Origin of the sequence: Streptomyces sp. H27-H5 (assembly GCF_026627505.1) — a bacterium.
GTDB lineage: Bacteria > Actinomycetota > Actinomycetes > Streptomycetales > Streptomycetaceae > Streptomyces.
Genome location: NZ_JAPNLK010000010.1, coordinates 22,711 through 44,554, shown reverse-complemented (window position 1 = coordinate 44,554; position 21,844 = coordinate 22,711). Strand labels below are relative to the sequence as shown.

Here is a 21,844-nt window from a genome sequence, read left to right as displayed (position 1 = left end):
TTCATCGGTCGGGCCCCCGTAGATTCCCTGCGCTCAAGCAGTGATCAACGAGGGGACGACGATCATGGCGGAACCGGAAGCAACAGGTACACAACGGGACACGGCGGGAGCCTCGTCAGGGGGGCTCTCGCCGAAGTCGATCGCCGTCTGGGTGCTCGTCGGTCTCATCGGCGCGATCGGCTGGGGCGTACTGGCCCTCTCCCGGGGCGAGGAGATCTCGGCCGCGTGGCTGCTCGCCGCCGCCCTCGGCTCGTACGCCATCGGCTACCGCTTCTACGCGCGCTTCATCGCGAACCGCGTACTGAAGGTGGACAAGACCCGGGCGACCCCGGCCGAACGCCTTGACAACGGTGTCGACTTCCACCCCACCGACCGCCGCGTGCTCTTCGGTCACCACTTCGCCGCCGTCGCCGGCGCGGGCCCGCTGGTCGGCCCGGTGCTCGCCTCGCAGATGGGCTACCTGCCCGGCACGATCTGGATCGTGGCGGGCGTGATCTTCGCCGGCGCGGTCCAGGACATGGTCACGCTCTTCTTCTCGACCCGGCGCAACGGCCGTTCGCTCGGGCAGATGGCCCGTGACGAGATCGGCCCGGTGGGCGGAGCCGCCGCACTGGTCGCCGTGTTCGCCATCATGATCATCCTGCTCGCCGTGCTGGCACTGGTCATCGTCAACGCCCTGGCGGACTCCCCCTGGGGTGTCTTCTCCATCGGCATGACCATCCCCATCGCCCTGTTCATGGGCTTCTACCTGCGCGTGCTGCGCCCCGGGCGCGTCACCGAGGTCTCCCTGATCGGCGTCGCCCTGCTGCTGCTCGCCATCGTCTCGGGCGGCTGGGTGGCGGACTCCTCGCTCGCCGAGTTCTTCACCCTCGACAAGCAGACCCTCGTCATCTGGATGGTCGCGTACGGCTTCGTGGCGTCGGTGCTGCCGGTGTGGATGCTGCTCGCGCCCCGCGACTACCTCTCCACCTTCATGAAGGTCGGCACCATCGCGCTGCTCGCGGTGGGCGTGGTCATCGCCATGCCGATGCTGAAGATGCCCGCGGTGACCGAGTTCGCCTCGCGCGGCGACGGGCCGGTCTTCGCCGGTTCGATGTTCCCCTTCGTGTTCATCACCATCGCCTGCGGCGCGCTGTCGGGCTTCCACTCCCTGGTCTCCTCGGGCACCACCCCGAAGATGATCCAGAAGGAGACCCAGGTCCAGGTCATCGGCTACGGCGCGATGCTCACCGAGTCCTTCGTCGCCGTCATGGCGGTGATCGCAGCCTGCATCATCGAGCCCGGGCTGTTCTTCGCGGTCAACTCCCCCGCCGGCGTGGTCGGCACCACCGTCGAGACCGCCTCGCAGGCGGTGACGAACTTCGGTTTCGCCATCTCCCCGGAGGCCCTCGCCCAGGCGGCGAAGGACGTGGAGGAGACCAGCCTGCTGTCACGGACGGGCGGCGCGCCGACGTTCGCACTCGGAATGTCGGAGATCTTCTCGTCGGTCATCGGCGGGGCCGGCATGAAGGCGTTCTGGTACCACTTCGCCATCATGTTCGAGGCGCTGTTCATCCTGACCACCGTCGACGCGGGCACCCGGGTCGGCCGGTTCATGCTCCAGGACACCCTCGGCAACGTGCACAAGTCCTTCAAGGACGTCAGCTGGAAGCCGGGCGTGTGGATCGCGAGCGCGGCGGTCGTCGGTGGCTGGGGCTACTTCCTGTGGGTCGGCGTCAGTGACCCGCTGGGTGGCATCAACCAGCTCTTCCCGCTGTTCGGCATCGCGAACCAGCTCCTCGCGGCGGTGGCCTTGGCCGTCTGCACCACGCTGCTGATCAAGTCGGGCCGGCTGAAGTGGGCCTGGGTGACGGGCGTCCCGCTGGCCTGGGACGTGGCGGTCACCCTCACCGCCAGCTACCAGAAGATCTTCTCCGACAACCCGAAGATCGGATTCTTCGCGCAGCGGGACCTGTACCAGGACGGCATCGAGGCCGGGAAGGTGCTCAAGCCCGCCAAGAACATGGGCGAGATGCACACCGTGGTCACCAACGCCACGGTGGACGGCGTCCTGTCGGTGCTGTTCGCGGTCCTGATCATCATCGTGCTGCTGGACGCGGCCCGGACCTGCGTCAAGGCCGTCCGCAAGCCGGAGACCGTCACCCTCACCGAGACCCCGTGGACCGAGTCGAAGATCGTCGCCCCGGCCGGGCTGATCGCCACCCCCGAGGAACGGGCGGAACTCGCCGCGGCGGGCCTCGACTCCGGCGGCGGCAAGACCCGGGAACCGGTCGCGTGAGACGCCTCGCGGCCGTGCGCGGGGCGTGGGAGAAGACCCGCTTCTACGTCCGGGAGTTCTCCGGCGAGGCCGCGTACGACCGGTACGTCGCGCACGCCCGCGCGCACGACGCGGACGCCGAGGTCATGACGCGGCGCGCCTTCGAGCGGGCCCGCACGGACGCCCGCGAGGCCGACCCGCGCGAGGGCTTCCGCTGCTGCTGACCCCGTCCGGGGCCTTCGAAGGGCCGCCGCGTTCCCCCCGGGGAACCCGGCGGCCCTTTCGCGTGCCCGTCCGCACCCGGGTGTACGCGCTCGGCCTGCCCGTCCGTACACGGGCTTACGCACTCGGCGTTCCCGTCCGTGGACACGCGCGACCCCTCGCACGGCCGTCCGACACACTCGACGGCATGGACATCGTGATCAGGGCGGCCGCGGCCGCCGAATACGAAGAGCTCGGCGAGATCACCGCGCGGGCCTACCTGGACGACGGGCTGCTGGACTTCAACGAGGACGACTCCTACCTGAACGTGCTGCGCGACGTGGCCGGCCGGGCCGCCTCCGGGGAGGTGCTCGTCGCGGACCACGACGGCACGGTCCTCGGCGGGGTGACGTTCGCCTCGAACGCGAGCCCACTGGCCGACATCGCCGGCCCGGGCGAAGCGGAGTTCCGGATGCTGGCCGTCGCCCGCGCGGCGCGCGGGCGCGGTGCGGGCGAGGCCCTGGTGCGGGCGTGCATGGCCCGGGCGAGGGCCCTGGAGGGCGTGACGCACCTGGTGTTGTCCACCCAGAGGTCGATGGCGGGGGCGCACAGGCTCTACGAGCGCCTCGGCTTCACCCGAACACCAGAACGAGACTGGGCCCCGATCCCGGGCCTCACCCTCCTGACCTACCGTCTGGAGCTGTAACCACGCCGACACAACATGTGGGGGGTCACGCATCCACCCGCCCCCACATGTATGCTCGTGCTCGCTGTCGTCGCAGGGGAATCCGGTGCGAATCCGGAACTGTCCCGCAACGGTGTGAAGTGCACCCTTTCGTGCAACTACAAGTCCGAGGACCTGTCGACAGCGCGCCCGGCTCGACCGAACCGGGTGCAGACACGTCCGGGCCCCGCGGTTGGGCCGGTGGACGCCATGCGGTGCACGTACCGCCCGCCCTGTCCGGGCCGGAGCGTGCCAGGTCCGCATGCGCCCGCTCGCGCCCGCGCCGTCGGTGTTCCCGGAGCCGAGCAAGGGAGAGCTCCCCCCGTGACCATCGCGCCCTCCGCACCGCGCGCAGAGTCCGTTCCGTCCGAGTCCGCGATCGAGACCGCGATCACGTCCGGGGGACCCGGGGCCGCGCTGCTGCGCACCCTGACCGAGCTGACGGCCAACCTCCCCGACACCGACCCCGGCCGGGTCGCCGCCGCCGCGCTCCGCGGCCGCAGCTCCGCCTCCGACGAGGCCGAACTGCGCGGGCTGGCCACCGAGGCCGCCGCCGGTCTGATCTCCGAGGACCCGGCGTACTCCCGGCTGGCCGCGCGCCTGCTGACGCTGGCCGTCCGTGACGAGGCCGCGGGCCAGGGGTCCACCTCCTTCTCCGCCTCCGTCGAGGTCGGCCACCGCGAGGGCCTGATCGCCGACCGCACGGCCGAGTTCGTGGCGACCCACGCGAGCCGGCTGAACGCGCTGGTCGAGCACGCGCTCGCCGAGGGCGCGGACGACCGCTTCGGTTTCTTCGGCCTGCGCACCCTGCACAGCCGCTACCTGCTGCGCCACCCGATCACCCGCCAGGTCATCGAGACCCCGCAGTACTTCATGCTGCGCGTGGCGTGTGGTCTCGCGGAGAACGAGACGGTCCAGGCCGTCGAGGAAGTGGCCTCGCTCTACCGGCTGATGAGCCGCCTCGACTACCTGCCGTCCTCCCCGACCCTCTTCAACTCCGGCACCCGGCACCCGCAGATGTCCTCCTGCTACCTGCTGGACTCCCCGCTGGACGAGCTCGACTCGATCTACGACCGCTACCACCAGGTCGCGCGCCTGTCGAAGCACGCCGGCGGCATCGGCCTGTCGTACTCCCGCATCCGCGCCCGCGGTTCGCTGATCCGCGGCACCAACGGCCACTCCAACGGCATCGTGCCGTTCCTGAAGACCCTCGACGCCTCCGTCGCGGCCGTGAACCAGGGCGGCCGGCGCAAGGGCGCCGCCGCCGTCTACCTGGAGACCTGGCACGCGGACATCGAGGAGTTCCTGGAGCTGCGCGACAACACCGGCGAGGACCAGCGCCGTACGCACAACCTGAACCTGGCCCACTGGGTGCCGGACGAGTTCATGCGCCGCGTCAACGCCGACTCCGACTGGTCGCTGTTCTCCCCGGCCGACGTCCCCGAGCTGGTGGACCTGTGGGGCGACGAGTTCGACGCCGCCTACCGCAAGGCCGAGGCGGACGGCCTGGCCCGCAAGACGATGTCCGCCCGGGAGCTGTACGGCCGGATGATGCGCACCCTCGCGCAGACCGGCCAGGGCTGGATGACGTTCAAGGACGCCTCCAACCGCACGGCGAACCAGACCGCGGAGCCGGGCACGGTCGTCCACTCCTCGAACCTCTGCACCGAGATCATCGAGGTCACCAACGACGGCGAGACGGCCGTCTGCAACCTCGGTTCGGTCAACCTCGGCGCGTTCGTCGTCGACGGCGACATCGACTGGGAGCGGCTGGACTCGACCGTCCACACCGCCGTGACCTTCCTCGACCGCGTGGTGGACATCAACTTCTACCCGACCGAGCAGGCCGGCCGTTCCAACGCCCGCTGGCGTCCGGTGGGTCTGGGCGCGATGGGCCTCCAGGACGTCTTCTTCCAGCTCCGGCTGCCCTTCGACTCCCCCGAGGCGCGGGCGCTGTCCACGAAGCTCTCCGAGCGGATCATGCTGGCCGCGTACGAGGCCTCCTGCGACCTCGCCGAGCGCAACGGCCCGCTCCCGGCCTGGGAGCAGACCCGCACCGCCCGCGGCGTCCTGCACCCGGACCACTACGACACCGAGCTGAACTGGCCGGAGCGCTGGGAGGCGCTGCGCGCCCGGGTCGCGACCTCCGGCATGCGCAACTCGCTGCTCCTCGCGATCGCCCCGACCGCGACGATCGCCTCGATCGCGGGTGTGTACGAGTGCATCGAGCCCCAGGTCTCCAACCTCTTCAAGCGCGAGACGCTCAGCGGTGAGTTCCTCCAGGTGAACGCCTACCTGGTGGCCGAGCTGAAGCGGCTCGGCGTGTGGGACGCCCAGTCCCGCGAGGCGCTGCGCGAGGCCAGCGGCTCGGTGCAGGGCTTCGGTTGGATCCCGGCCGAGGTGCGCGAGCTGTACCGCACGGCGTGGGAGATCCCGCAGCGCGGCCTGATCGACATGGCGGCGGCTCGTACGCCGTTCCTCGACCAGTCGCAGTCGCTGAACCTGTTCCTGGAGACGCCGACCATCGGGAAGCTGTCCTCGATGTACTCGTACGCCTGGAAGCAGGGCCTGAAGACCACGTACTACCTGCGCTCGCGCCCGGCGACGAAGATCGCCCGCGCCGCGTCCGGCTCCGCCGTCCCGGCGGCGGCCACCCCGCTTCCGCAGGCCGTCGACGCCGACGCGCTGGCCTGCTCCCTTGAGAACCCCGAGTCCTGCGAGGCCTGCCAGTAATGAGCTCCAACGAGAACAAGAACCTCCTGGACCCGGGCTTCGAGCTCACGCTCCGCCCGATGCGCTACCCGGACTTCTACGAGCGCTACCGCGACGCGATCAAGAACACGTGGACGGTCGAAGAGGTCGACCTCCATTCGGACGTCGCGGACCTCGCGAAGCTGACCCCGTCGGAGCAGCACATGATCGGCCGCCTGGTCGCGTTCTTCGCGACGGGTGACTCGATCGTCTCGAACAACCTCGTGCTGACCCTGTACAAGCACATCAACTCCCCGGAGGCGCGCCTGTACCTGTCGCGCCAGCTGTTCGAGGAGGCCGTGCACGTCCAGTTCTACCTGACGCTGCTCGACACCTACCTGCCCAACCCGGACGACCGGGCGGCCGCGTTCGACGCGGTCGAGGAGATCCCCTCGATCCGCGAGAAGGCGCAGTTCTGCTTCAAGTGGATGGACTCGGTCGAGAAGATCGACCGGCTGGAGACGGCCGCCGACCGGCGCCGCTTCCTGCTGAACCTCATCTGCTTCGCGGCGTGCATCGAGGGCCTGTTCTTCTACGGCGCCTTCGCATACGTGTACTGGTTCCGCTCGCGCGGCCTGCTGCACGGTCTGGCCACCGGCACCAACTGGGTGTTCCGTGACGAGACCATGCACATGAACTTCGCGTTCGAGGTCGTCGACACGGTCCGCAAGGAGGAGCCGGAGCTCTTCGACGACGCCCTCCGGCAGCAGGTCACCGACATGCTGAAGGAGGCCGTCGAGGCGGAGCTGCAGTTCGGCCGCGACCTGTGCGGTGACGGCCTGCCGGGCATGAACACCGAGTCGATGCGCGAGTACCTGGAGTGCGTCGCGGACCAGCGTCTGGTGCGCCTGGGCTTCCCGCCGGTGTACGGCTCGCAGAACCCGTTCTCGTTCATGGAGCTCCAGGGCGTCCAGGAGCTGACGAACTTCTTCGAGCGCCGCCCGTCGGCCTATCAGGTCGCGGTCGAGGGCACCGTCGACCTGGACGAGGACTTCTGAGTCCCCTTCCCCACACGGCCGTACGGCTTGGCAGCGCCCCCGCCCACGGGGTGGACCCCCCGGATTCCCGGGGGTCCCGGGCGGGGGCGCTGCCGTGTTTCCCAGGCGGCCTCCTCCCGCTCGCGGGCGGCGCGCAGTTGCCGGTCGACACGGCGTTCGAGGAGGAGTCCGTGGAGAGCCGGGCCCGCGAGGAGGCCTGCGACGGCGAGGACGACGAGGTGGTTCAGCAGTGTGTTCACGCCTCCACTCTCGCGAGGCCGGCGAAATCCCGACAGTGGCAGGACCGTCATGGAAGTGCGAATTACTGCCACACTGGGGGCATGCTGACCAATGTGGCCGTGGCCCTCGCCAACGGTGTCGCCCCCTTCGAACTGGGCATCTTCTGCGAGGTCTTCGGACTCGACCGCAGCGACATGGGGCTGCCGGTCTACGACTTCGCCGTGTGCGCCGCGGAGGACCGGCGGTCCACCACCGGCGATGGACACTTCGACATCGTGGTCCCGCACGGGTTGGAGCGGCTGGAGAGCGCGGACCTGATCTGCCTGCCGGCCGACCGCCTGGCCCCGACCCGGGAGTACCCCGAGGAACTGCTGGAGGCCCTGCGCCGGGCCGTGGACCGGGGGGCACGGCTGCTCAGCGTGTGCAGCGGGGCCTTCCTGCTCGGCGCGGCCGGACTGCTCGACGGGCGGCGCTGCACCACCCACTGGATGCACGCCCCGGCCCTGGCCCGCCGCTTCCCGAAGGCCATCGTGGACCCCGACGTGCTCTACGTGGACGAGGGCTCGGTGATCACCGCCGCGGGCACCGCCTCGGGCATCGACGCCTGCCTGCACGTCGTGCGCCAGGAACACGGCGCCGAGGTGGCCAACACCATCGCCCGGCGGATGGTCGTGCCTCCCCACCGGGACGGCGGCCAGGCCCAGTTCATCCAGCGTCCGCTGCCCCGCACCTCCTGCGACACGGTCGGGGAGGTCATCGCCTGGATGGCACGCCACCTGGACGAGGAGATCACGGTCGAGCAGCTCGCGGAGCGCGCGCACATGGCCCCGCGCACCTTCGCCCGCCGCTTCCAGCAGGAGACCGGCTCCACTCCGTACCAGTGGGTGCTGCGCCAACGCGTTCTGCTGGCGCAGGAGTTGCTGGAGTCCTCCGACGAGACCATCGACGCCATCGCGGGCCGCTGCGGCTTCGGCAACGCGGCAGCGCTGCGCCACCACTTCCTGCGGGCCCTGGGCACCACGCCGAACTCGTTCCGGCGCGCCTTCCGGGGCCCGCAGGCCGTGGCGTAGGTCCTGTCGCCAAAGCGGCGCGACTTCGACGACAGGGCCCGGGGCGGCTCAGGCGTTCGGGACGACCTCGTAGCGCGGGGTGCCCTCGTCCATCTGTCGCAGGGCGTCCTTGCGGTCGCGCTTCGAGAGGCGGTCGATGTACAGGTACCCGTACAGGTGGTCCGTCTCGTGCTGGAGGCAGCGCGCGAAGTAGCCGGTGCCCCGGACCTTGATCGGGTTGCCCTGCGCGTCCTGGCCGGTGACCTCGGCGTAGTCCGGGCGGGCCAGCGAGGCGTAGGCGGTCGGGACCGACAGGCAGCCCTCGTTGGAGTCGTCCAGCACGCGGGCGCCGACCGGCAGCTCGACCAGCTTCGGGTTGACGACGACACCGGTGTGCCGCTTGCCGTCGTCGTCCGGGCAGTCGTAGACGAAGACCTTGGCGTCCACGCCGATCTGGTTCGCGGCCAGGCCCACGCCCTCGGCGGTCTTCTGGCTGGCGAACATGTCGTCGATCAGCCGGGCCAGTTCGTCGCCGAACTCGGTGACGTCCTTGCACTCCCGGTGCAGGACCGGATTGCCGACCACCGTGATGGGGCGGGAGGTGCCGCGCTCACGGTAGGCGAGCTCGCGCGCCTCACAGTCCGCCGTGTCCACGACGTAGCCCTCTTCGTCGACCGGGACAACCTGGTTCTCCTGCTGCGCCATGTCCGCCGTACGCCTTCCGTAAGTCCGCCGAGTCACCGATGTGACCCGTACAGCCTACGGCCCCGACTCAGCAGACTTCCTCCAGATCCCGCCACTCGCGACTGTCCGGGCTGTCCGCCACCCAGCCGTCGAGCAGCCCGCGCACCAGACCGGCCGGCGCCGCGATGCCGCACTCGCGCTCGGGGACCCACAGGGAGCCGGAACCGGCGGTGCGGTGGCCCAGCGGGCCGGGATGGCCGGGTTCGCTGTGATCGTGCGGGTCCGGGTGCTGCTCGTCGCCCTCGTCGCTCGGCATCGCGCTCTCGGAGCACGTCCGGCACAGCAGCCGCACCGACGAGGACCAGTCCTCGGCGGCGAAGCCCGCGTCGGAGGCCAGCTGCTCCAAGGCGTCGCGGTCGGCCTCGGTGGCCGCCTCCAGCAGCACCACCCAGGTCGGCACCGGCGAGGGCGCCCACAGCTCGATCTCGTCGAAGACGGGGTAGGAGGGGCCGGCGGCGGTGATCCGCTCGCCGTGCGGCACCCCGTCGTGCAGGACGACCTCGCCCCAGCGCCGCCCGGAGGACGGCAGCGGGATCGAGAGGACCTCGATCCGGGCCGGATCGAGCCTCCGCCCCCAGACGACCTCGGCCTCGCCCTCGGGCGAGAGCCGCACGGCGGCGCTGCCCAGTTCCATGCCGACGGGCTCGCCGGCGCCGCTCGTGCCGTGCGGGTCCCCGGGGACCTTCAGGCCGTACGCCTGCCAGGCCCGGCGGGCCAGCGGCCAGTCCTGGAGCGCGGTCGCGGCGATGCCGACGTTCCACCAGTCCGGGGCGCCCGTCTCGCGGTCCAACAGGGCCACCGCGCGCAGCCCCGCGGCCCGCGCCTGCTCCCAGTCGTGCCGGAACTTGTGCAGCAGGGCCAGGTTGAACCAGGACTCGGACAACCAGGGCTCCAGGTCGGCCGCTCTGGTCAGCAGCGCGCCCGCGTCCTCGTACCGCCCGTCGCCGATCAGCGTGAACGCGCGGTCGGTGGCCTGCCGCCACGAGGCGGAGGGCCGATGCCGTACCTTCCCGAAGATCCTCACGATTCCCGCCTGCCGGTCCAACGGTGCAGCCTTGCGGACACCCTCACGGACACTCTCACTCGCATCCAACCATGCCCACTCGGACGGCCGCTCATTACCCATGGGTTACCCAGGCGGGACGGGAACGACTCGGGCACGTCCGCCCCTGGCCAGAACCCTCGCCAGAGACTCCACGACCTCCGGCTGGTAGTCGTGCCCGGTGCCCAGCCGCAGACGCTCCAGGGCGGCCAGTGAGCCGCCCGGGTGACCGCTCGCGCCGCACAGGTCGTCGTAGGCGTTCACCGCGCGCACGATGCGGGCGGCGACCGGCTGCTCACGGTACGGATCGGCCTGCCGCTCCACGACCACCGCGACCTCCGTCGGCACCCCCGTCTGCCGCGCCACCTCCCCGCCCAGCCCGGCGATCCGGCGGGCCTCGGCAGCGGGCAGCCCGGCGGTCGCCCCGGCCGGGACCGGGTCGACGAGGGACAGCTGCCCGATGTCGTGCATCAGGGCGGCGTACTCCAGCACCGTGAGCTCCCGCTCGGACAGCCCCAGCTCCCGCCCGACGGCGCAGCTCAGCGCCGCCACCCGCAGGGAGTGGCCCGGGCGGGTGTACCCGGCGATCTCGGTGGCCCGGGCGAGGGAGGTGATGGTCTCGCGGTACGTGGTGCGGATCGCGGTGATCCGGTGGAAGGACAGCTGGGTGAGCAGCAGCGGCACGCTGAAGACGGGCAGGGCCCACACCCCGGCCACGGCCACGGCCAGCGCCATGACCAGGCCGGTCGCGCAGATCGCCGAGCCGATCCCGGCGAGCGCGCGCAGCTCGTCGCGCAGCAGGGGCCCGTACGGCCGGCCGGTGCGGGACGCGCCGAGCGCGGCGGCGAGGACGGCGTCGCACAGGGCCGTCAGGCCGAGCAGGAGCAGCAGGAAGAGCACGAGGTACGGGCCTTCGCCGACGCTGCCCTCCAGGCGGGCGGAGTGGTGGAGCGGCTGGAAACAGGCGGCGGCGAAGCCGACCGTGAGCACCTGGCGGGCCACGTGGTCGAGGGCGGGTCCGCGGCCCCGCGCCACGTGCGGCACGAGCCCGACGAGGGCGGCGGCGAGCACGACGGCGACGGTCTGGAGGGCCCCGTGGTGGGTGGGGTGCCCGGCGTTCTGGCCGAGCAGGGCGTACGCGAGGGCTCCGGCGGAGCCGAGGGGCGCGGGCCGGCGGTCCTCGGCGGTGAGGTTCCCGGCGGCGTCCCTGTGGTCGCGGCGGGCGAGTTCCCCGACGGCGACGAGTCCGCCGAAGGCGAGGGCGACGCCGGTGTCGGCGAGGCCGTGCCACAGGGTGTGGCCCAGGGCCACGAGGGTGAGCAGGGCGGCGGCGGCGCGTACCGCCGGGGCGGTCGGCCCCCTCACGGGCCGGTTCCGGGTCGGGGCCCGGGGCGGGGCCCTGGTCGGGGTCCGGAGCGGGGTCCGGTTCGGGGTCCGGTTTGGGGTCCGGGGCCCGGGCCGGTTCCCGTCCCGGTCGCGGGGCGCACCCGGGACGTCCGGCCGTCGGGGGCCCGCCCGGGTTCCGGGGCGTTGTCCCGGGACCGGCCCGGCGGGCCCGGTTCCGCGGGGGCCGCCGACGGGCCGCCCTGGGTCGGCAGCCCGGGCAGCGTGCCCTCGGCGGAGCCACCCGGACCACCCGGAGCGCCCGGCCCGTCGCCGATGACCTGGAGGTCGTCGTCGGAGGTGACCATCGGATGCCAGCCCTGGCGCCCGATCGCGCCGACCAGGGCGCGCACCATCGCCGGGTCGAACTGTGTCCCCGCGCACCGCTCCAGCTCCGCGAGCGCGACCGGCACCGGCCGCGCCCTGCTGTACGAGCGTGTCGACGTCATGGCGTCGAAGGAGTCGGCCACGGCCACCACGCGCGCGGACACCGGGATCTGCTCGCCGCGCAGTCCGTACGGGTAGCCCGACCCGTCGACCCGCTCGTGGTGGTGGAGGATCGCCGCGCGGGCCTCCCCGAGGAAGCCGATGCCGCGCACCATCTCGTGCCCGTACTCGGGGTGCAGTTCGATGATCCTGCGTTCCTCGGGGGTCAACGGCCCGTCCTTGCGCAGGAGTCGGGTCGGCACGCCGAGTTTGCCCACGTCGTGCAGGATGCCGGCGATACGGACGACTTCCATCCGGTCGTCCGCCATCCCCAGCTCGCGGGCGATCATCGCCGAGGCCTGACCGACCCGTTCGCTGTGACCGCGCGTGTAGCGGTCCTTGATGTCCACGGCCTGTACCAGCGCGCGGATCGTGGCCTGGTGGGCGGTGCGCTCGCGGTGGTACTGGGCGAAGACCCAGCAGGAGATGTACATCGGCAGCAGGACCAGCAGGGCGGCGGGCAGTCCGTACGGGCTGCGCCACATGACGGCCATCATCAGCCCGGCCAGCCCGTGCACGCAGTGCGGGGCCAGGGAGCGGACCGACAGCCCGGCCCGGACGGTGGCCGGTGGCCGCCGCTCGGCGGCCACGAGGATCGCCCCGTCGAGGAGGGCGAGGACCAGGCAGAAGACGACGGCGGCGACCGCCGCGGGAAGCAGGAGGTAGGGGAAGTCGGCGACCCAGGCGATCGGATCGGCGCCCGCCGCACCGCCGGCGGACGGCCCGGGGACCGCGCTCGCGACCGGTCCCCGCCCGTCGAGCGCGGCCGGTCCGCCGAGCAGCCCGTACGCGCGTCCCGCCGCCCAGGCGGCCGTCGCCTGCTGCGCCGCGTGCCAGACCCGGCGCACCCCCACCGGTCGCCGGACCACCGGTCCGGCCAGGGCTCCGGGCACGGCCACGAGCGCGGCGGCGCAGGGCGGGAGCAGGAAGACGGCGGCCAGCACGACGGGGAAGAAGGTGCCGATGCCCTCGGGCACCCGGCCGGCGAGGCGCGGGCAGATCCGCACCCCCTCACAGCCGAGGTAGAGCGCGGCGAGCAGCGAGACGGTCGGCCACGGGGTGTCGGAGCGCAGGGCGGCCGGCAGGACGCACACCGAGGCGCCGAGGACCGCGCACACGACGAGGACGCGCGCCGCCGGCGGAAGTACCCGCATGGCGCTCTCCTCCCCCTGGGCCGTGCACGGCGGGCACCGGAGCGGACCGGTACCGGAAGGGGAGAATAGGTGGGGCCCCACGCGAAGTGGGCCACATTTTCACATTGTGCCGTGCGGGTGCCCCCGGATTAGCACCTTCGAGTGAACGAAGTGAACGACCGGGGGCGGTTGTTCGGAAAGGCGCGGCCGGCGAATCCCGGCCGGCGGGGTAACGAAACGCTTTCGGCTAACCCGTCGCGGGGTCGGCCGTGACGTCGTGGTCGGGCACGGCCTGTCCCGAACGGATCAGCTCGATCCGTCCCATCACCTTCGAGCGCAGATCGGTCGGCACGTCGTCCGAACCGCAGCAGCGCTTGACCAGCTTCTTCACGGCCTGTTCGAGGCCGTACTTCTCAAGACAGGGATTGCACTCGCCGAAGTGTGTCTCGAACTTCGTGCAGTCGCTGTCGGGCATCTCGTGGTCCAGGAACTCGTAAAGGTGATCCAGGACCTCGGCGCACTCCGTCTCGTGCGGCTCTCCGCAGCTCATGAGCCCGAGCCTTTCAGGTCGTTCGACTCTCCAGCGCCGGCGGGGACCAGCCCGCGCTCACGGGCGTAGTCCTCCAGCATTCCGCGGAGTTGACGGCGCCCACGGTGCAGTCGGGACATGACCGTGCCGATGGGTGTACCCATGATGTCCGCGATCTCCTTGTACGCAAAGCCCTCTACGTCGGCGAGATAGACCGCGATGCGGAACTCCTCCGGAATGGCCTGGAGTGCTTCCTTCACATCCGAATCGGGCAGGTGGTCGAGCGCCTGCGATTCGGCGGACCGAAGGCCCGTCGACATGTGCGACTCGGCGCGCGCCAGCTGCCAGTCCTCGATCTCCTCCGCCGCACTGCGCTGCGGTTCGCGCTGCTTCTTGCGATAGGAGTTGATGAACGTGTTCGTCAGGATGCGGTAGAGCCATGCCTTGAGGTTGGTGCCCTCGCGGAACTGGTGGAACGACGCGTACGCCTTCGCGTACGTCTCTTGGACCAGGTCCTCGGCGTCGGCCGGGTTGCGCGTCATGCGCAGCGCGGCGGAGTACATCTGGTCGAGGTAGCCGAGGGCGTCCCGCTCGAAGCGCGCGTTGCGCTCCGGGGTCGTCTCCTCCGCGTGGCCTTCGTCGGTCCCGGCGACAGGACCCACCTCCTCCGACAGCGTGGCGGCTCCGAAAGCGGATCCGCTCGAATCGGAGAATAGTCGACCTTCCCGGCCCTCCGCCGCCCGAAGCGTCCCGCGCTTGGGGGCAGGCAGCACCGTCCAGTCCAGGTCAGCGGCCTGCGGACGGTTCTGGCTGATGACCTGGGTCATGCGCTCCCTCTCCTCCGACGAACTTCCCGTACGTACCGACATTCGGCACAACAGAAGGCCCGGGCCCGGCATTCCCGGGGCCTGTGGGGCGTTCCCGGATCCGTCAGGTCGACTCGGCGGGGCGCGTGAGCCGGATCACGCGGGAATGTGTCAGGTCGGGCCCGTGGAGCGCGCCGGCAGCCGTGCGAGGGCTCACAGCGGCAGTCGTCCGAGCCATCCCGCGACGGCCCCGGTGATCGCGTCGAGGGTCTCGTCCTGGGTCCGGTCGGCCCTCTTCGGCACGGCGAACCCGTGGTCGCCGTGCTCCACCGCGACGAGTTCGTACGGATCGTCCCCGACCGGCTCGGGAAACTCCTCGGGCCGGCCGAAAGGATCCCGGCCGCCTTGGACCACCAGAGTGGGCCGCCCGGCGCCCAGCAGCTCCTCGGCGCGGGACTTCTCGGGCCGGCCCGGCGGGTGCAGCGGGAACGCCAGCGCCAGCACCCCGGCCGCGCCCAGTTCGACGGCGGTCCGGCAGGCGACCCTGGCCCCCGCGCTGCGACCGCCGGCCACCACGGGCAGTCCGGGCCGCGTCAGCGCCGGCCACAGCCCGCGCCAGCCCTCGTCGAGCACCTTGGGCGCGGCGGCGACCTTCTTCCCGGCGACCCGCCAGGGCTGTTCGACCAGGGCCACGGTGATCCCGCGGGCCGGCAGGTCGGCGGCCAGCGCCCGCAGGTCCCGTGCCTCGATCCCGCCGCCGGCGCCGTGGCTCACGGCGAGCACGAGCCGGGTCTTCCCGGCCGTGGCGGGGTGCCAGGTGATGCGGGCCTCGCCCGCCGGGGTGGGGGCGCTCTCGGTACGCGTGGTCATGCGCCCCATCCTGCCCGGGTCAGAAGAGGGTCTCCTCCTCCGGCGCGGCCAGTTCCTCCAGCAGCTCGGGGCCGTTGTTGCGCACGTTGCTGACGGACGTGGACACCGGGTACGCCCGCATCAGCCCGCCGGGCGGCGGCGCGAGCAGCGCCTGGAGCTCGTCGGGGTCGGTGCGCGCCGGGTCCAGCCAGGGGTCCCACTTGTCCGGGGTCAGCATCAGCGGCATGCGGGGGTGGATCTCGGAGAGCGACCGGGGCCCGTCGGCGGGGGCCACGCCCAGCGGCCCCGTCTCGGCCTCGGTGGTGATGACCGAGCAGGTCACCCACCAGGCCGCCGGATGCTCGTCGGGCAGGGTCCGGTCCCGCCAGAACTCGTAGAGCCCGGCCATGGCGAAGACGGCGCCGTCGGAGGGCAGCACGAAGTAGGGCTGCTTGCGGGCCCGCTTCTTCTTCCCCTCGACCTCCAGCTGCCGCTCGTCGTGGGCGGTGACCCACTCGTAGTAGCCGTCGGCGGGGACGATGCAGCGGCGCTGGGCGAAGGGGCGGCGGAAGGACGGCTTCTCCGCGAGGGTCTCGGCGCGGGCGTTGATCATCCGGGCCGCGCCCTCGGGGTTCTTGGCCCAGGAGGGGACCAGCCCCCACTTCACCACCCGCAGCTGTCGAACCGGACGCGGGCTCGGCGCGTCCTTCAAGGGACGGTCGAGGACGATGTGGACCTCTTTCGTCGGCGCCACGTTCCAGTCGGGTGCCAGGGCCTCCTCGGGCTCCCACTTCTCGACGCCGAAGATCCCCGCCAGATCCTCCGGCGCCCGACTCGCTGCATACCTTCCGCACATGCCTGCAACACTGCCACGACACCCGCCCACCACCGCAAGGAGTCCGCCACTCCATGGACAGCATCACGACGGCCGGTCTCTGGGACCGGCTCACCGGCATACAGCCCGAGCCCGAGCTGTGGCTGGTGATCGCGACCGGGGTCGTCGCCCTGGCCGCCGTGGCGCCCCGCCCGGTGTGGCGGATCTCCCGCAACGCGATCACCATCGCGCACGAGGGCGGTCACGGGTTGCTCGCGCTGCTGACCGGGCGTCGGCTCGACGGGATCCGGCTGCACTCGGACACCAGCGGGGTCACCGTCAGCCGGGGCAGGCCGACCGGGCTCGGCATGGTCCTGACGGCGGCCGCCGGGTACACGGCGCCCTCGCTGCTGGGCCTCGGCGGGGCCGCGCTGCTGTCGGCGCACCGGATCACGCTGCTGCTGTGGGCGGCCACCGCGCTGCTGGTGGCGCTGCTGGTGATGATCCGGAACGCGTACGGGCTGCTGACGGTGGTGCTGACCGGCGCCGGCTTCGTCCTGGTGTCCTGGCTGGCCCCGGCCGAGGTCCAGGCGATGTTCGCGTACGGGGTGGTGTGGTTCCTGCTGCTGGGCGGGGTCCGGCCGGTGTTCGAGCTCCAGGCCAAGCGGAGGAACGGTGGAGCCCCGGACTCGGACGCGGACCAGCTCGGTCGGCTCACGCACGTGCACCCGGTCGTCTGGCTGCTGATGTTCCACGCCGTGGCGCTGTGTTCGCTGATCGGCGGCGGGCGCTGGCTTCTCGCCCTCTGAGACGGGGACGACGACCGGCCGGCGATCAAGATCCGGGTACGGGTGGAGCCACTAAAGTGGAGACCATGACCGAGACCCCCGCGCTCCACGCCCTCTGGCCCGCTCCGCTCGCGGACGGCACCGTCCACGCCACCGTCACCGTGCCGGGTTCCAAATCGGTCACCAACCGGGCCCTGGTGCTCGCCGCGCTCGCCTCCGAGCCGGGCTGGGTGCGCCGCCCACTGCGCTCGCGCGACTCGCAGCTGATGTCGGACGCCCTGCGCGCGATGGGCGTCGGCATTGAGGAGACCATCTCCTCCAGCTCCGCCGACGGTGACAGCGGCGAGGCGTGGCGGGTCATCCCGGCCGCGCTGCACGGCCCGGCCACCGTCGACGTCGGCAACGCGGGCACGGTCATGCGCTTCCTGCCGCCCGTGGCCACCCTGGCCGGCGGCGACATCCGCTTCGACGGCGACCCGCGTTCCTACGAGCGCCCGCTGGGCGAGGTCATCAACGCGCTGCGCGTCCTCGGGGCCCGCATCGACGACGACGGCCGGGGCGCGCTGCCCCTGACCGTCCAGGGCGGCGGGGCCCTGGAGGGCGGCACGGTCGAGATCGACGCCTCCAACTCCTCCCAGTTCGTCTCCGCGCTGCTGCTGTCCGCGCCGCGGTTCAACCAGGGCGTCGAGGTCCGGCACGTCGGTTCGACGCTGCCGTCGATGCCGCACATCCGGATGACGGTGGAGATGCTGCGCGCGGCGGGCGCCCAGGTGGACACCCCGGAGGCCGGCGGCGAGAAGGACGTGTGGCGGGTCGCGCCCGGCGCGCTCCTGGGCCGCGACATGGTCGTGGAGCCCGACCTGTCCAACGCGCAGCCCTTCATGGCGGCGGCGCTGATCACCGGTGGCACGGTCACCATCCCCGACTGGCCGCACCGCACCACGCAGCCCGGTGACGCGCTGCGCCGCATCTTCACGGAGATGGGCGGTTCCTGCGAGCTCACCGACGCGGGTCTGGTCTTCACCGGCACCGGGAAGATTCACGGCATCGACGTGGACCTGGGCGAGGTCGGCGAGCTGACCCCGGGCATCGCGGCGGTGGCCGCGCTGGCCGACTCCGAGTCGATCCTGCGCGGTGTCCGGCACCTGCGGCTGCACGAGACGGACCGGCTGGCCGCGCTGACCGCCGAGATCAACGGGCTCGGCGGCGACGTCACCGAGACCGCCGACGGTCTGCACATCCGCCCGCGCCCGCTGCACGGCGGTGTCTTCCACACGTACGACGACCACCGGATGGCCACCGCGGGCGCCGTGATCGGTCTGGCGGTGGAGGGCGTGCTGATCGAGAACGTGGCGACGACCGCGAAGACCCTGCCGGACTTCCCCAAGATGTGGACAGACATGCTCGCGGGAGCGGGAGCGTAGGGCCCGTCATGCGCAGGTACGGCAAGAACACCGACGAGGACGACATCCGCTCCCGCCCGAACCGCAAGGGCAATCGGCCGCGTACGACCATCCGCCCCAAGCACGAGGACGCCTCGGAGGGCTTCGTCCTGACCGTGGACCGCGGCCGGCTGACCTGCCTGGTCGAGGACCGCGCGGTGCACGCGATGAAGGCGCGCGAGCTCGGCCGCAAGGCGGCGGTGGTCGGCGACAAGGTCTGGATCGTCGGTGACCTGTCCGGCAAGAAGGACACCCTCGCCCGGATCGTGCGGATCGAGGAGCGCAGGTCCGTCCTGCGGCGCACCGCGGACGACGACGACCCGTACGAGCGGGTGGTCGTCGCGAACGCGGACCAGCTGGCCATCGTCACGGCGCTGGCCGATCCGGAGCCGCGGCCCCGGATGATCGACCGCTGCCTGGTGGCCGCGTACGACGCCGGGCTGGAGCCGCTGCTGGTGCTCACCAAGTCCGACCTGACGTCCGCCGACAAGATCCTGGAGATCTACTCGACGTTCGGCCTGAACTACGTGGTCACCAACCGCGAGGAGCTGGCGACGGGTGACGCGGCGGAGCGGGTGCGCGAGCGTCTGAACGGCCGGATCACGGCCTTCGTCGGCCACTCGGGCGTCGGCAAGACCACCCTGGTCAACTCGCTCGTCGCGGCGGACCGGCGGCGCGCCACCGGCCACGTGAACGCGGTGACCGGCCGCGGCCGGCACACCACCACCTCGGCGCTGGCGCTGCCGCTGCCCTCGGGCGACGGCTGGGTGATCGACACTCCGGGCGTGCGCTCGTTCGGTCTGCACCACGTGGACCCGTCCCGGGTGATCCTGGCCTTCCCGGAGCTGGTGCCCGGTACCGAGGGGTGTCCGCGCGCGTGCAGCCACGACGAGCCGGACTGCGCGCTCGACAAGTGGGTGGAGGACGGCCACGCGGACCCGGCGCGGCTGTACTCGCTGCGCCGGCTGCTGGAGACGCGGGAGCGCCGCGAGGGCGACTGAGCCGATCGGCGGCCCGGCCGTCCGGCGGCGGGCCGGGTTTGTGGGAGCACCGGTCGGGATAAATGCTTGTTCGCACCAAGTGACGCGATGTCACATGACGCGGGGAGGCGTACGCCATGGCGTGGCTGCTGGTCGTGGTCGCCGGGTTCCTGGAGACGGGCTTCGCGGTGTGCCTCAAGCTGTCCCACGGTTTCACCCGTCTGTGGCCGACCATCGCCTTCGCCTGTTTCGCGCTCGGCAGCTTCGGCCTGCTGACGCTCGCGCTGAAGAAGCTCGACGTGGGTCCGGCGTACGCGGTGTGGACGGGCATCGGGGCCGCCGGGACCGCGATCTACGGCATGGTCTTCCTGGGCGACCTGGTGTCCACCCTCAAGCTCGTCTCGATCTCGCTGGTCATCCTCGGCGTCATCGGGCTTCAGCTGTCCGGTTCGGCGCACTGACCAGGCGCAGCAGTTCCCCGGTGCCCGACTCCTCCCCCGGGGCGATCACGTAGGACAGTGCGAGCCGTACGACGAGTTCGCACCGCCCCGCCGTTTCCGGCGTGAGCGCGGCGGACGCCCGGTCGCGGACCGCGCGGATCAGTTCGCCGGGACCGAGCGCGGGGACGCCCGGCCGGGACCCGCGTCCGGGCGGCGCGGGCAGGTTCCCGTTCCACGAGCCGGTCAGCAGGGCCTGGACCAGGGGGCGCGCGCGGGCGGCCCGTACGGTCCATTCGGCCACTCCCGCGAGCCGGTCGGCGGTGCCCGCCTGGACGGCCAGGGTCCGGTCCACGCCGTCGAGGTACCAGTCGGCCTCGCGGCGGACCAGGGCCCGGCCCAGGCCGGCCTTGCCGCCGAACTCGTTGTAGAGGGTCTGTCGGGACACCCCGGCGGCGGCCGCCACGTCGACCATCCGCACGGCGGGCCAGGGGCGGGCGGACAGCGCCGCTCCGGCCGCTTCCAGCAAGGATTCCCGGGCCGCCGGCATCGACGCCTCCCCCGATTGGCTCACCCGATTGGCTCTCCGGCCAGAGTTGACGGGTCGACAGATCCTGTCAAGGGCGCGTCTCGGCCGTACCGTGGACGGCGTTCGCCGGGCCGCGACAGTCTCGCTACTGTTCGACCATGCCCGAGTATGACGATGACCTCCGCCTTGCCCTTGAACTCGCCGACGCGGCGGACGCCGCCACGATGCAGCGGTTCCGAGCCCTCGACCTGCTGGTCGAGACGAAGCCGGACATGACCCCGGTGAGCGAGGCCGACAAGGCCGCCGAGGAGATCGTCCGGGCCGGGATCCTGGCCGCCCGCCCCGGCGACGCGATCCTGGGCGAGGAGTACGGGCTCCAGGGCGAGGGGCCGCGCCGTTGGGTCGTGGACCCCATCGACGGCACCAAGAACTACGTGCGCGGGGTTCCGGTCTGGGCGACCCTGATCTCCCTGATGGCACAGGACCCCGACGACGCCGACGGCGCCTTCCGTCCCGTGGTCGGCGTGGTCTCCGCGCCGGCGCTGGGCCGCCGCTGGTGGGCGGCGCAGGGCGGTGGCGCCTTCGCGGGCGGCGCCCTGGGCGAGACCACGCGGCTCGGGGTGTCGAAGGTCGCGACCCTGGATGACGCCTCCTTCGCCTACTCCTCGCTGACCGGCTGGGAGGAGCAGGGCCGGCTGCCCGGCTTCCTGGACCTGTCGCGCGCCTGCTGGCGCACCCGCGGCTACGGCGACTTCTGGCCCTACATGATGGTCGCGGAGGGTTCGCTCGACCTGTGCGCGGAGCCGGAGCTGAGCCTGTGGGACATGGCCGCCCTGGCGGTCGTGGTGGAGGAGGCGGGCGGCCGCTTCACCGATCTGGACGGGGTCGAGGGCGTGCACGGCGGGAACGCCGCCGCCTCGAACGGGCTGCTCCACGCGGAGATGCTGGCGCACCTGCGTCCGCGCGCCTGACTCAAGGCGCCGGGGTGCGGGTGGCCGGGTCCCGGACCCCTGGGGCCCACGCGAACGAGGTCCGGGCGCGTTCCGCGCCGGCGGATGCGCCCGGGCGTGCGGAACGCGCCCTCTTGATGACCCTCCGTGTTCGTGGGAATCTGAGGGTCCCCCCGCTTGTGCGCTTGTGAAGGGTTTCTCGAAGTGCGACCGCACGGCCTTCACCTCGCGCACCCACCCGAGCGGGGGATCACCAGGAGGTGGCTCCCTTCATGCTCGTCCGTGACGCCATGAGCACCGTGATCCTCACCCTCGGACCCGCGCACTCCCTCCGTCAGGCGGCCTGCCTGATGTCCGGCCGGCGCGTGGGCGCGGCCGTCGTACTCGACCCCGAGCACAGTGGAATCGGCATCCTGACCGAGCGCGACATCCTCAACTCGATCGGCGCGGGACACGATCCCGACCGTGAGTCCGTGGGTGCGCACACCACCAACAACGTCGTGTTCTGTACCCCGGAGGCGACCGTGCAGGAGGCCGCCGAGGCCATGGCGCACGGCGGTTTCCGGCATCTGATCGTGCTGGAGGACGGCGGCCCCGTGGGCATCGTGTCCGTCCGTGACGTCATCCGCTGCTGGGCGCCGGTCCGACGCAGCGCCGTACCGGCGTAGGTCCAGGGGCCGGGGCCGCGCCGGCCCGGGCTTCTTCGGCGGTACGCCGACGGGCCGGCCCTCCC

22 protein-coding genes and 1 riboswitch are annotated in these 21,844 nt (G+C 72.0%); of the genes, 12 read left to right on the top strand and 10 right to left on the bottom strand.

The window, feature by feature from the left end:
- The first annotated feature begins 64 nt into the window (after positions 1-64).
- The 5 genes from OTB19_RS06720 to OTB19_RS06700 all read left to right on the top strand — a co-directional run bounded on the left by OTB19_RS06720 (position 65) and on the right by OTB19_RS06700 (position 6,931).
- Positions 65-2,278, top strand: coding sequence for a carbon starvation CstA family protein (locus OTB19_RS06720; protein WP_267797162.1), 2,214 nt, complete (start codon positions 65-67; stop codon positions 2,276-2,278).
- On the top strand, positions 2,275-2,481 hold the full coding sequence (locus OTB19_RS06715; RefSeq protein ID WP_267797093.1) for a YbdD/YjiX family protein: 207 nt from the start codon (positions 2,275-2,277) through the stop codon (positions 2,479-2,481). The genes OTB19_RS06720 and OTB19_RS06715 overlap by 4 nt, the downstream gene beginning before the upstream one ends.
- Before the next feature lie 185 nt (positions 2,482-2,666).
- Positions 2,667-3,164, top strand: a complete 498-nt coding sequence (locus tag OTB19_RS06710) for a GNAT family N-acetyltransferase (RefSeq protein WP_267797092.1) — start codon at positions 2,667-2,669, stop codon at positions 3,162-3,164.
- 76 nt (positions 3,165-3,240) lie between these two features.
- Positions 3,241-3,318, top strand: a riboswitch (cobalamin riboswitch).
- 188 nt (positions 3,319-3,506) lie between these two features.
- Positions 3,507-5,915: a ribonucleoside-diphosphate reductase subunit alpha gene (locus OTB19_RS06705; protein WP_267797091.1), complete on the top strand. Its 2,409-nt coding sequence runs from the start codon at positions 3,507-3,509 to the stop codon at positions 5,913-5,915.
- Complete coding sequence (locus OTB19_RS06700; RefSeq protein ID WP_267797090.1) at positions 5,915-6,931, top strand: ribonucleotide-diphosphate reductase subunit beta; 1,017 nt, start codon at positions 5,915-5,917, stop codon at positions 6,929-6,931. Before OTB19_RS06705 ends, OTB19_RS06700 begins: the two co-directional genes overlap by 1 nt.
- Here the strand turns inward: OTB19_RS06700 and OTB19_RS06695 are convergent.
- Positions 6,886-7,170, bottom strand: a complete 285-nt coding sequence (locus OTB19_RS06695) for a hypothetical protein (RefSeq protein ID WP_267797089.1) — start codon at positions 7,168-7,170, stop codon at positions 6,886-6,888. The genes OTB19_RS06700 and OTB19_RS06695 overlap by 46 nt on opposite strands.
- Positions 7,171-7,251: 81 nt before the next feature.
- Between OTB19_RS06695 and OTB19_RS06690 the strand changes: the two genes are divergently transcribed.
- Entirely contained in the window at positions 7,252-8,220 is a 969-nt protein-coding gene (locus OTB19_RS06690; protein ID WP_267797088.1) for a helix-turn-helix domain-containing protein, read from the top strand.
- 48 nt (positions 8,221-8,268) lie between these two features.
- On the opposite strand, the gene def is transcribed toward OTB19_RS06690, so the two are convergent.
- The 8 genes from def to OTB19_RS06650 all read right to left on the bottom strand — a co-directional run bounded on the left by def (position 8,269) and on the right by OTB19_RS06650 (position 16,027).
- Complete coding sequence (gene def / locus OTB19_RS06685) at positions 8,269-8,904, bottom strand: peptide deformylase (protein ID WP_267797087.1); 636 nt, start codon at positions 8,902-8,904, stop codon at positions 8,269-8,271.
- 67 nt (positions 8,905-8,971) lie between these two features.
- Positions 8,972-9,967: a tetratricopeptide repeat protein gene (locus tag OTB19_RS06680; RefSeq protein WP_267797086.1), complete on the bottom strand. Its 996-nt coding sequence runs from the start codon at positions 9,965-9,967 to the stop codon at positions 8,972-8,974.
- A 105-nt stretch (positions 9,968-10,072) separates the two neighbouring features.
- Positions 10,073-11,350: an HD-GYP domain-containing protein gene (locus OTB19_RS06675; protein ID WP_267797085.1), complete on the bottom strand. Its 1,278-nt coding sequence runs from the start codon at positions 11,348-11,350 to the stop codon at positions 10,073-10,075.
- On the bottom strand, positions 11,347-13,008 hold the full coding sequence (locus OTB19_RS06670) for an HD-GYP domain-containing protein (protein WP_267797084.1): 1,662 nt from the start codon (positions 13,006-13,008) through the stop codon (positions 11,347-11,349). The genes OTB19_RS06675 and OTB19_RS06670 overlap by 4 nt, the downstream gene beginning before the upstream one ends.
- Positions 13,009-13,234: 226 nt before the next feature.
- Complete coding sequence (rsrA, locus tag OTB19_RS06665) at positions 13,235-13,537, bottom strand: mycothiol system anti-sigma-R factor (protein WP_053676413.1); 303 nt, start codon at positions 13,535-13,537, stop codon at positions 13,235-13,237.
- A complete protein-coding gene (locus OTB19_RS06660; RefSeq protein WP_008741505.1) occupies positions 13,534-14,178 on the bottom strand; it encodes a sigma-70 family RNA polymerase sigma factor in 645 nt (214 codons plus the stop codon). Before OTB19_RS06660 ends, rsrA begins: the two co-directional genes overlap by 4 nt.
- Positions 14,179-14,535: 357 nt before the next feature.
- The gene (locus OTB19_RS06655) at positions 14,536-15,192 is read right to left on the bottom strand and encodes an alpha/beta family hydrolase (protein WP_267797083.1); all 657 of its coding nucleotides are present in this window, start codon (positions 15,190-15,192) and stop codon (positions 14,536-14,538) included.
- 19 nt (positions 15,193-15,211) lie between these two features.
- On the bottom strand, positions 15,212-16,027 hold the full coding sequence (locus OTB19_RS06650) for an SOS response-associated peptidase (protein ID WP_267797082.1): 816 nt from the start codon (positions 16,025-16,027) through the stop codon (positions 15,212-15,214).
- A gap of 53 nt (positions 16,028-16,080) precedes the next feature.
- Here OTB19_RS06650 and OTB19_RS06645 point away from each other — a divergent pair, with 53 nt between their 5' ends.
- The 4 genes from OTB19_RS06645 (at position 16,081) to OTB19_RS06630 (ending at position 19,656) form a co-directional block, all read left to right on the top strand.
- Positions 16,081-16,794 carry a M50 family metallopeptidase gene (locus OTB19_RS06645; RefSeq protein ID WP_267797081.1) on the top strand — a complete coding sequence of 238 codons (714 nt, stop codon included), beginning with the start codon at positions 16,081-16,083 and terminating at the stop codon, positions 16,792-16,794.
- Positions 16,795-16,859: 65 nt separating this feature from the next.
- A complete protein-coding gene (aroA, locus tag OTB19_RS06640) occupies positions 16,860-18,197 on the top strand; it encodes a 3-phosphoshikimate 1-carboxyvinyltransferase (RefSeq protein WP_267797080.1) in 1,338 nt (445 codons plus the stop codon).
- A gap of 8 nt (positions 18,198-18,205) precedes the next feature.
- Positions 18,206-19,216 (top strand): ribosome small subunit-dependent GTPase A, encoded by a 1,011-nt coding sequence (gene rsgA / locus OTB19_RS06635; protein ID WP_053676409.1) that lies wholly within the window; start codon positions 18,206-18,208, stop codon positions 19,214-19,216.
- Between the two features lie 116 nt (positions 19,217-19,332).
- A complete protein-coding gene (locus OTB19_RS06630; protein WP_073911826.1) occupies positions 19,333-19,656 on the top strand; it encodes a DMT family transporter in 324 nt (107 codons plus the stop codon).
- On the opposite strand, the gene OTB19_RS06625 is transcribed toward OTB19_RS06630, so the two are convergent.
- On the bottom strand, positions 19,622-20,182 hold the full coding sequence (locus OTB19_RS06625; RefSeq protein WP_267797161.1) for a TetR/AcrR family transcriptional regulator: 561 nt from the start codon (positions 20,180-20,182) through the stop codon (positions 19,622-19,624). The two genes, OTB19_RS06630 and OTB19_RS06625, sit on opposite strands and share 35 nt — an antisense overlap.
- Before the next feature lie 137 nt (positions 20,183-20,319).
- Between OTB19_RS06625 and hisN the strand changes: the two genes are divergently transcribed.
- Positions 20,320-21,132, top strand: coding sequence for a histidinol-phosphatase (hisN, locus tag OTB19_RS06620; protein ID WP_267797079.1), 813 nt, complete (start codon positions 20,320-20,322; stop codon positions 21,130-21,132).
- A gap of 251 nt (positions 21,133-21,383) precedes the next feature.
- A complete protein-coding gene (locus OTB19_RS06615; protein WP_267797078.1) occupies positions 21,384-21,779 on the top strand; it encodes a cyclic nucleotide-binding/CBS domain-containing protein in 396 nt (131 codons plus the stop codon).
- Positions 21,780-21,844 lie beyond the last annotated feature (65 nt).